The organism is Streptomyces sp. NPDC055815 (assembly GCF_053616475.1).
The window spans coordinates 28,966-37,875 of sequence record NZ_JBSHDU010000081.1; the positions used below are offsets into that span (position 1 = coordinate 28,966).

Sequence of the window (8,910 nt, forward strand, 5' to 3'; positions counted from 1 at the left end):
GGTGTGGGCTCCGGCCTCGGCGCGGGCTCCGGCCCGGGTGTGGGCTCCGGCCTCGGCGCGGGCTCCGGCCCGGGTGTGGGCTCCGGCCTCGGCGCGGGCTCCGGCCCGGGTGTGGGCTCCGGCCTCGGCGCGGTCGCCACGGCCGTGACCGGTACGGCCGGCTGCGCCGGGGGCCTGCGGACGAGGTCGGCGCGTCGCCAGTGCTCCTCCAGCTCACGGACGTCGTCCGCGGCGGCCCCGCACAGCCGGGCCAGGCGTTCGACGACGGCGAAGGACTCCGGGACGGCCGCACCGGAGCAGTAGCGGTGCACCGTGGAGGCGCTGACGCCGAGGCGCCGCCCCAGCGCCTCGTAACTGCGCCCGTCGCGCGTCTTCAGCGCGCGCACCCGCGCCGCGAACTCCTCGACCTCACCCATCGGCCCATCCCCCGCTCGTTCCACCCCTCTTGCGTTCTCCCACGTCAGAGGGGGTGGAATGGTTCCGGGACGGAGGGAGGGCGCGTCGCCGTTGCCCGGGGCGGGCGGGAGCCCGACGCTGGTGGAGCACTGACCGAACGACCCGACGGGGGATCCACCACCATGCACAAGCTCCGCACCGCGCTCGCCGCCGGCGCCGCTGCCGCCCTGGGCCTCGCCGCCCTCGCCGCCGCCCCGGCGCAGGCCGCAGCCCAGCCCGCCTTCCTCTCCGCCGCGCAGATGCCCGCGTCGTCGACGCCGTGGACCGCCACCCAGGTCTTCACCGGCGTCCCGGAGAACGGCGGCGCCCTCTGCGCCCCGTACAAGATCCCGGCGCAGAACACCCGCTACCGCGAGTTCAGCACCGAGCTCGACACCAACGGCGTCCAGATCACCACCGTCGCCCGCACCGAGGCCGACGCGGTGAAGCTGGTCGACACCCTTCGCAAGGCCCTCGCCGGCTGCGGCGCCCTCCTGGAGCGGCAGAACCCGGGCCTGCACGCCGTCAGCGCCTACCACGGCAAGATCGCCGTGGAGGAGGGCGCCTGGGTCTACAGCCTGGACACCGACGACCCGCAGATCGGCAACACCGACATCCACCTGTTCTCCGTGGGCCGCGACGGCCGGACCGTCACCTACGTCCGGTGGGGCCAGCTGGGTGACCTGAAGGACGCCCCGCTGACGGCGTTCCGGGAGACGACCCGTACCGCCGTGAACAAGCTCTGGTCCTGACGTAGCGTCATCATGACGGATGCCGAACTACTCAGAGTGAGGGTGGAGTCGCACAATACCCCCATTCGGGTGATACTGGGACGTGGGATTCCGACGTCGGCACGCTCGCGCGTCCAGCCGAGCAGCCCATCCGTCATCAGACCGGTACCGGTCCGGGGGGCTCTTCGAATGTGATGCGAAAGGACGCGTCATGGAACTCGAATCTCTCCCTGATGAAGTCGTCGCCGAGATCGAGGTAAGGGACCGCTGGAGGCGCGCAACGGCCGCCGGTGGCCTGGAGTTCCTCATCACCGACATCGGGAAGTGGCCCCTGGGCAAGACCGTGCGGGTCGCGTTCCTCGACGGGAACGACCAGTTGCACGCGGACATCGCGGGGGCGACGAAGCAGATCACCGACTCCTGCAACCTGACGCTCGACTTCGGGCAGACCGCGGCCGGTTCGTTCCGGCGGTGGACCACGTCCGACACCGTCCTGGCCGCCGAGATCCGGGTCAGCTTCGACCAGCAGGGCTTCTTCTCCCTGGTGGGCACCGACAGCACGGACACCGCGATCGGCGCGGGAGGCGGCCCGGTCGGAGGCAACCCCCACCAGCGCAGCCTCAACCTCGGGCGGTTCGTGACCAACAGGCCCGTCCAGTGGGAGGGCACCGTGCGGCACGAGTTCCTGCACGCGCTGGGGTTCCACCACTCCCACCAGAACATGCGCGGCACCTGCGAGGGCGAGTTCCGCTGGGAGGACGAGGTCGGGTACGTCCCCACGCAGGACCCGTCCGGTGTCTTCGTGGCGGACGCCCAGGGCCGGCTCCCCGGCATCTACACCTTCCTCGCGGGCGAGCCGAACCGGTGGCCGCGCGCGAAGGTGGACCACAACCTGCGCACCGTGGACGACCCGGACGTCGTCGCCGGGCCCTTCGACACCAAGTCCGTGATGCTGTACCGGTTCCCGGCGTTCTTCTACAAGTCCACCCCCAGCAGCTGCGCGCCGACCGGCAACGGGCAGAACCTGTCGGACGGCGACAAGCGCGGGCTCGACCTGCTGTACCCGCACACCGTGAGCGGGATGGCGGACGTCCAGGCCCGTGCCGACGCCGTCCTGCAGTCGCTCGGGGCGGGCCCGGAGGGAGTTCCCGCCGCGAACGGCGGCGGCCTGGCCGAGGTGTACCGCAGCCGGGTCGCGGAGTTGGCGTCCGCCCAGGCCGCGGGCGTCCACTGAGCGCGGCCGAGCCGGCCACCGGGTCGAGGACCGAGCCGAGCAGGGGACGCCATGTCCGGCGGCAGCGCGTACGAGCGGCTCCTCCGCGGGTCGCAGGACGGAGGACTCGAGCACGCCGACGGGGGCGGCGCGCCGAGTCCGCCGGATCCCGAACGCCTGGTCGCTCAACTCTCCGACGAGGTCGGCCGACTTGAGGAACACCTCGGCAGGAGAGCCGATCCGGTGGCGCGGGAGCGGCTGATGCGCGGTGCCCGACAGGCGCTGCGGGAGGTCGTCGACCGCGGCGACGACGCCCGGCTCGACATGCGGGACATGGCGAGGCTGGAGGCCGTCGTGCACAGCGACGGCACGCGCCCGGTGCTCTTCGTCGAGGACGACTTCGTCGACGTCACGGCACCGGCGGTGGCGAACTGGGCGCCGTCCCTGTCGCGGATCGAGGCCGAACTCCGCACCGTCTGCCGGGCGGTCGGCCGGGTGAACGACCCGAGCGCGCTCCTCGGCTACCAGGGCACGGCGTGGGCGATCGACGACGGCGTCGTCGTGACGAACTACCACGTCCTGCAGGCCATCTCCACGCATCCGTCCCGTACCGACGGGCAGTTCGGCGGGGAACTCAAGCCCGGCGTGGCGGTCGACTTCGGAGCGGAGGTCGGCGGCGGGCCGTCGAACCGCGTCTTCCGGATCGGCCGAGTCCTGGGCGTGGGGCGCGCGGGAGCGCCCGAGCACGCGCACCCGACCGTTCCGGGGGTCAACTTCGACGGCCTCGACCTGGCCGTCCTCACGCTCGACCGGGTGAACGGACGACCCTTCCCCGCCCCGGTCCAGGTCGCCCGGGGCGACGACCCGGCGACGCACGGCGGGCTCGCCTCCCGTGGGCGCAGCGTCTACATCGTCGGGTTCCCCGGCAGCGCGGCGTCGACGACGCCGGACGTCTTCGCCGAACTCTTCGCCGGAGTCAAGGGCGTGAAGCGCCTCACTCCCGGGGTGCTCACCGAGGGCCGGGGCGAGGTGGCCGACGACGCCCGGCGCTGGATCATCAGCCACGACGCCAGCACGCTCGGCGGCAGCTCCGGTTCGCTCGTCGTCGACCTGGAGGCCGAGGGCCGGAAGGTCCTCGGCCTGCACTTCGCCGGCGTCCCGGACCGCGTGAACTGGGCCCACGGCCTCGAAGGCGCGACACCCGAACTGGCCGCCGTGCTACCGGGGTGGTGACCGTGTGACGGAGGGGCTCACCGGGACGTGAGCGCGAACCACAGCTCCATCCGTACGTCGGGATCGTCCAGGTCCCGGTCGAGGAGCGCGGCGCAGCGGGCGATGCGCTGGCGGACGGTGTTCCGGTGGATCTCCAGGGCCACCGCCGTCCGGTCCCAGCTGCCGTGCAGCGAGATCCAGACGCGGAGCGTCTCGGCGAGCGGTTCGGTGAGCGGGGCGAGGACGGTACGGGCGTACGCGGCGGCCTCGTCGCGGTCGACGAGCGCGGCGAAACCGTTGGCGCGGTGCCGGACGAGCGCCGTCCGCGAGGCCTCCGCCCTGCGCAGCGCCCGCGCCGCCTGCGCCTCCCCGGCGGCGAGCTCCGACGCGGCGACGGGGGCGCTCGCCCCGAGGGTCCATCCCTGCTGGGCGGTGACGGGGGCGGAGGAGGGCAGCAGGAGCCGCACGGTGCCGGGGCCGGCCGGAGTCGGGGTCGATGCCGCGCCGGTGCCTTGGGCCGCGGTGCCTTGGGCCGCGCCCGTGCCTTGGGCTGCGCCCGTGCCTTGGGCCGTGCCCGTCCCCGTGCCCGTCCCCGTGCCCGTGCCCGTGCCCGTGCCCGTGCCCGTGCCCGTGCCCGCGCCCGTACCCGTGCCCGCGCCCGTCTCCGTGCCCGTCCCCGTGTCCGTCCCCGTGTCCAGGGCCATCAGTGGTGTCCCCAGTGCCGCCGCCAGGCTCGCCGCCGCGAACGGGGTGCCGTCGCCGCCCCTCGCGTGGACCACCGTCCAGGGGCCCGGGCCCAGGCTGTCCGCGACCTCCGCCGGGGGTGCGCCGAGCAGCAGCCGGACCAGGGCCCCGTCCCGTACCGTCACGTCCGCGCCCCGGTGCGGGGCCGTGAGCAGGGAGAGCAGGACCACCGCCACGCCCGCGATCGTGTGGTCGCCCGGGCCGCGCCGCTCCGTCGCCACCCCGAGCGTCAGCCCGTCCCCGCCGCCCAGCGCGTACGCCGCGAGCCGCAGCCCGCCGCCGTCCCCGCTCGCCGAGGCCGGCCCGCCCGGGCGCGGACCGAGCACCCCCGCCAGCTCCCGCAGGGCCCGCGCCGCCTCCGCCGGGACCTCCCGGCCGGCCGCCGCCGACTCCGTGCCGTCCGCCCCGAACAGCACCGCCCGCCCGCCGAGCCGCGAGGCGAGCGCGCCGAGCACCGCCGGGACCGGGGCCGGCCGGGCCGCGGCCGCGGCCAGGGACTGCTGGGCCTCCGTCACCCGGCGCAGCTCGTACAGCCGGGCCTCCGCCATCAGCCGCCACAGCGCCCGCGCCACCGCCGTGAACGGGGTCCGGGGCGGGACCTCCACGAGCGGCAGGCCCTGTCGCTCGCAGGCCGCGACGAGCTCCGGCGGCACCGTGTCGTACACCGGGGTCACCCCGAAGGCGAGCGCCGCCGCCCCCGCCTCCACGACCCGCTCGACGTAGTGCGCCGGATCGGTGAGCTGCACGCCCGCCGTCATGAGCAGCTCGCCGCCGAGCAGATACGGGTACGGGTCGGCCATCTCCGATGTGTGCACCCAGTGCAGCCGTACGTCCTCGGGCCCGGCGAGCAGCCGCAGGCCCAGGTCGGGGCGGGCGAGCAGCGCGGCGAGCGAGACCGGCGGCGCGGGGGGAGCGGAGCCGGGCTCCTGAGTGGTCACCGATGTGGTCCCTTCGTACATCCCCTGCCCGGACAGTGGAGGAAACGTACACTTCATCGTCGCTCTCCGGCCACCTACTGTCGAGGCATCCCAGGGCCGCGGGTACGGGCGGATGTCCCCGCGATCAGCACCTGGGCACTTCCCCCGCACGACACGCCACCGAGGTGAGAAGGAGGGCCCCATGGCAGGCGATCTCGCGATGGGCTGGTGGGGCATGCGCCGCGCCAAGTCCAGGAGCGAGTTCCTGGTGGCCGACCGCCGCCTCGGGCCCTGGACGTACTCCGGGACGATGGCCGCCATCGTCCTCAACGACGTCGTCCAGGCCCTCACCGTCGCCTACAACCTGCTGGTCGGCGGGCTCCTCGTGCCCATCCTCGGCGGCCTGCTCCGGCGCCGCGGCACCGTCCAGGGCGCGCTCGCCGCGGTCACCGTCGGCGGCCTGGCCGTCATTGGCCTGATGTGGACTTACGGAATCTTGGCAAATGAGACTGTTTACTATGGTTTGTTGGCCTCGCTCGCCGTGTATGTGATCGTTTCCCTGGCGACCCGCCCGGCGGACGCCGCCGCGCTCGCGAACTGGCGCGCCCGGCCGGCCGGCCAGGAGACCCCGACCGAGCCCGAGTCCCCGGACCCGGCGCCCGTCACCGCCTGACGGCGGCCCCACGCCCCGGGCGTCGCGACCCGACGCCCGGCCCACCGAGAAGCACCCAGGAGGACCCCGACCATGAGCAGCAGCGACCAGAACGCCTTCCGCGGCCCGATCGACTCGTCCCGCATCCCGCGGTACGCCGGTCCCGCGACGTTCGCCCGGCTGCCGCGCCTCGACGAGGTCGGCACCGCCGACGTCGCCGTGGTCGGCGTCCCCTTCGACACCGGCGTCTCCTACCGCCCCGGCGCCCGCTTCGGCGGCAACGCCATCCGCGAGGCCTCCCGCCTGCTCCGCCCCTACAACCCCGCGCAGGACGCCTCCCCGTTCGCCCTCGCGCAGGTCGCGGACGCCGGTGACATCGCCGCCAACCCGTTCAACATCAACGAGGCCGTCGAGACCATCGAGGCCGCCGCCGACGACCTCCTCGGCACCGGCGCCCGCATGATGACCCTCGGCGGCGACCACACCATCGCCCTGCCGCTGCTCCGCTCCGTCGCCAAGAAGCACGGCCCCGTCGCCCTGCTCCACTTCGACGCGCACCTCGACACCTGGGACACCTACTTCGGTGCCGAGTACACCCACGGCACCCCGTTCCGCCGCGCCGTCGAGGAGGGCATCCTCGACACCTCCGCGCTCTCCCACGTCGGCACCCGCGGCCCGCTCTACGGCAAGCAGGACCTCACCGACGACGAGAAGCTCGGCTTCGGCATCGTGACGTCCTCCGACGTCTACCGCCGCGGCGCCGACGAGGTCGCCGACCAGCTGCGCCAGCGCATCGGCGACCGCCCGCTGTACATCTCCATCGACATCGACTGCCTCGACCCGGCCCACGCCCCCGGCACCGGCACCCCCGAGGCCGGCGGCATGACCTCCCGCGAGCTCCTGGAGATCCTCCGCGGCCTCTCCTCCTGCAACCTGGTCTCCGCCGACGTCGTCGAGGTCGCGCCGGCGTACGACCACGCGGAGATCACGGCGGTCGCGGCGTCGCACACGGCGTACGAACTGACGACGATCATGTCCCGCCAGATCGCGGCGGCGCGCGACGCCAAGTAACCTCCCGGGCGCGGCCGGGCGATGCCCCGCCCCCCCCCCCCGGGGGGGCCCCCCCCCCCCCCCCCGGGGGGGGGGGCCCCCCGGCCCGGGGGGGGGGGTGGGGGTGGCCACCACCCGACCACCGGCCCGCACCTGACCACCGAGCCACGCCAAGGGACGACCATGACCCACGACCACGACCTGGTCCTGCGCCCCACCGCCGCACAGACGGAGGCCGCCCTGAACCCGCCCAAGGGGCGCAACGGCGGCGACCTCGTCGTGGAGACCCTCACCGGCCTCGGCGCCACGACGGTCTTCGGCCTCCCCGGCCAGCACGCCCTCGGCATGTTCGACGCCCTCCGCCGCTCCGACCTGCGCTACGTCGGCCTCCGCGTCGAGAACAACGCCGGCTTCGCCGCCGACGCGTACGGCCGCATCACCGGCGAGGCCGCCCCGCTGCTGCTCTCCACCGGCCCCGGCGCGCTCATGTCGCTCGCCGCGCTCCAGGAGGCGGCCGCCGCCTCCGCGCCGGTCCTCGCGATCGGCAGCCAGATCCCGGTGGCCGGGCTCGGTGGCGGCCGGCACGGCTACCTCCACGAGCTCCGCGACCAGCAGGCCTCGTTCCGGGACGTCGTGAAGTCCGTCCACACGGTCCGTACGCAGTCCCAGATCCCGTCCGCGATCGCCGCGGCCTGGGAGTCGGCGCTCACCGCCCCGCACGGCCCGGTCTGGGTGGAGATCCCGCAGGACGTGCTCCTCGCCGAGACGACCCTCCCCGTCGTCACGGCCATGGACGCGACGCCCGAGGAGGTCGTCCCGCGCCCCGAGCTGACGGCGGTCGCCGCGCACCTGCTTGCGAACGCCGAGCGGCCCGCGATCATCGCGGGCGGCGGCGTCGTCCGCTCGGACGCCTCCGGCAAGCTCCTCGCGCTGGCCGAGAAGATCGACGCGCCCGTCGTCACCACCTTCGGCGGCAAGGGTGCCTTCCCCTGGGAGCACCCGCTGTCGCTCCAGTCGTGGCTGGAGGACCGGCACACGACGGACTTCCTGGAGGACGCCGACGTCCTGCTGGTCGTCGGCTCGGGCCTCGGGGAGCTGTCCTCGAACTACCACACGTTCGCCCCGCGGGGCCGGGTGATCCAGATCGAGGCGGACGCGGGGAAGCTGGAGTCCAACCATCCGGCGCTCGGCATCCACGCGGACGCCCGGCTCGCGCTGCAGGCGCTCCTGGAGACCGTCGAGGAGCGCCACGACCCGGCGGCCACGGAGCGGGTCGCGGCCGTCCTCACGAAGGTCCGGGAGCGGATCGCGGCGCAGGGCCTGGATCTGGAGCAGCGGATCGTGGCGTCGGTCCGCGAAGCCCTTCCGCCGCGGGCGCCGAGCTTCTGGGACATGACGATCCTGGCGTACTGGGCGTGGTCGGCCTTCGACGCGCGGTACCCGAACACGATGCACTCGGCCCAGGGCGCCGGCGGCCTCGGCTACGGCTTCCCGGCCGCGCTCGGCGCGGCGGCGGCCGACTCGTCGCAGCCGGTCCTCGCGGTCTCCGGTGACGGTGGCGCGATGTACTCGATCGCGGAGCTGGCGACGGCGAAGCAGTACGGCCTCGACGTGACCTGGCTGATCGTCGACGACGGCGGGTACGGGATCCTGCGGGAGTACATGACGGGCGCGTTCGGCGAGGCGACGGCCACCGAACTGGCCCGCCCGGACTTCGTCGCCCTGGCCGAGTCCTTCGGCGTCCCGGCGACCCTGACGAGCCCGGAGTCCCTGACGGCGGACCTGGCGAAGGCCCTCGCCACGCCGGGCCCGTCCGTGGTGGTGCTCCCGGCCCTCCTGAGGATGTTCGAGCCGACGCACCTGTGACGCCCGTGGCAACCCGCCCGGCCCGCCACGGGCACGGCGACCCGCCCGGCTCGTGACGGACGGAGCGGCCCCGCCCGGCCCGTGGGGGGC

The 8,910-nt window shown here is 74.5% G+C and carries 7 protein-coding genes and 1 pseudogene; 6 read left to right on the forward strand and 2 right to left on the reverse strand.

The features are described 5' to 3' along the window. On the reverse strand, positions 1 to 416 hold a 416-nt coding region (locus tag ACWGN5_RS34535; RefSeq protein ID WP_453522357.1), incomplete at its 3' end, for a helix-turn-helix domain-containing protein. 162 nt (positions 417 to 578) lie between these two features. Between ACWGN5_RS34535 and ACWGN5_RS34540 the strand changes: the two genes are divergently transcribed. The 3 genes from ACWGN5_RS34540 (at position 579) to ACWGN5_RS34550 (ending at position 3,612) form a co-directional block, all read left to right on the forward strand. Then, the gene (locus ACWGN5_RS34540; RefSeq protein WP_453522358.1) at positions 579 to 1,187 is read left to right on the forward strand and encodes a hypothetical protein; all 609 of its coding nucleotides are present in this window, start codon (positions 579 to 581) and stop codon (positions 1,185 to 1,187) included. Positions 1,188 to 1,377: 190 nt separating this feature from the next. Continuing rightward, complete coding sequence (locus ACWGN5_RS34545; protein ID WP_453522359.1) at positions 1,378 to 2,400, forward strand: hypothetical protein; 1,023 nt, start codon at positions 1,378 to 1,380, stop codon at positions 2,398 to 2,400. Positions 2,401 to 2,451: 51 nt separating this feature from the next. After that, the gene (locus tag ACWGN5_RS34550; RefSeq protein WP_453522360.1) at positions 2,452 to 3,612 is read left to right on the forward strand and encodes a trypsin-like serine peptidase; all 1,161 of its coding nucleotides are present in this window, start codon (positions 2,452 to 2,454) and stop codon (positions 3,610 to 3,612) included. Between the two features lie 17 nt (positions 3,613 to 3,629). On the opposite strand, the gene ACWGN5_RS34555 is transcribed toward ACWGN5_RS34550, so the two are convergent. After that, complete coding sequence (locus ACWGN5_RS34555; protein WP_453522361.1) at positions 3,630 to 5,294, reverse strand: PucR family transcriptional regulator ligand-binding domain-containing protein; 1,665 nt, start codon at positions 5,292 to 5,294, stop codon at positions 3,630 to 3,632. Positions 5,295 to 5,562: 268 nt separating this feature from the next. Between ACWGN5_RS34555 and ACWGN5_RS34560 the strand changes: the two are divergent. From ACWGN5_RS34560 to ACWGN5_RS34570, 3 genes and pseudogenes are all read left to right on the forward strand, one after another. Then, a pseudogene (locus ACWGN5_RS34560) lies at positions 5,563 to 5,925 on the forward strand (sodium:solute symporter); the annotation flags it as partial. A gap of 72 nt (positions 5,926 to 5,997) precedes the next feature. After that, positions 5,998 to 6,975, forward strand: a complete 978-nt coding sequence (speB, locus tag ACWGN5_RS34565; RefSeq protein WP_041129339.1) for an agmatinase — start codon at positions 5,998 to 6,000, stop codon at positions 6,973 to 6,975. A 162-nt stretch (positions 6,976 to 7,137) separates the two neighbouring features. Next, positions 7,138 to 8,820, forward strand: a complete 1,683-nt coding sequence (locus ACWGN5_RS34570) for a thiamine pyrophosphate-binding protein (protein WP_453522362.1) — start codon at positions 7,138 to 7,140, stop codon at positions 8,818 to 8,820. Positions 8,821 to 8,910: the final 90 nt, after the last annotated feature.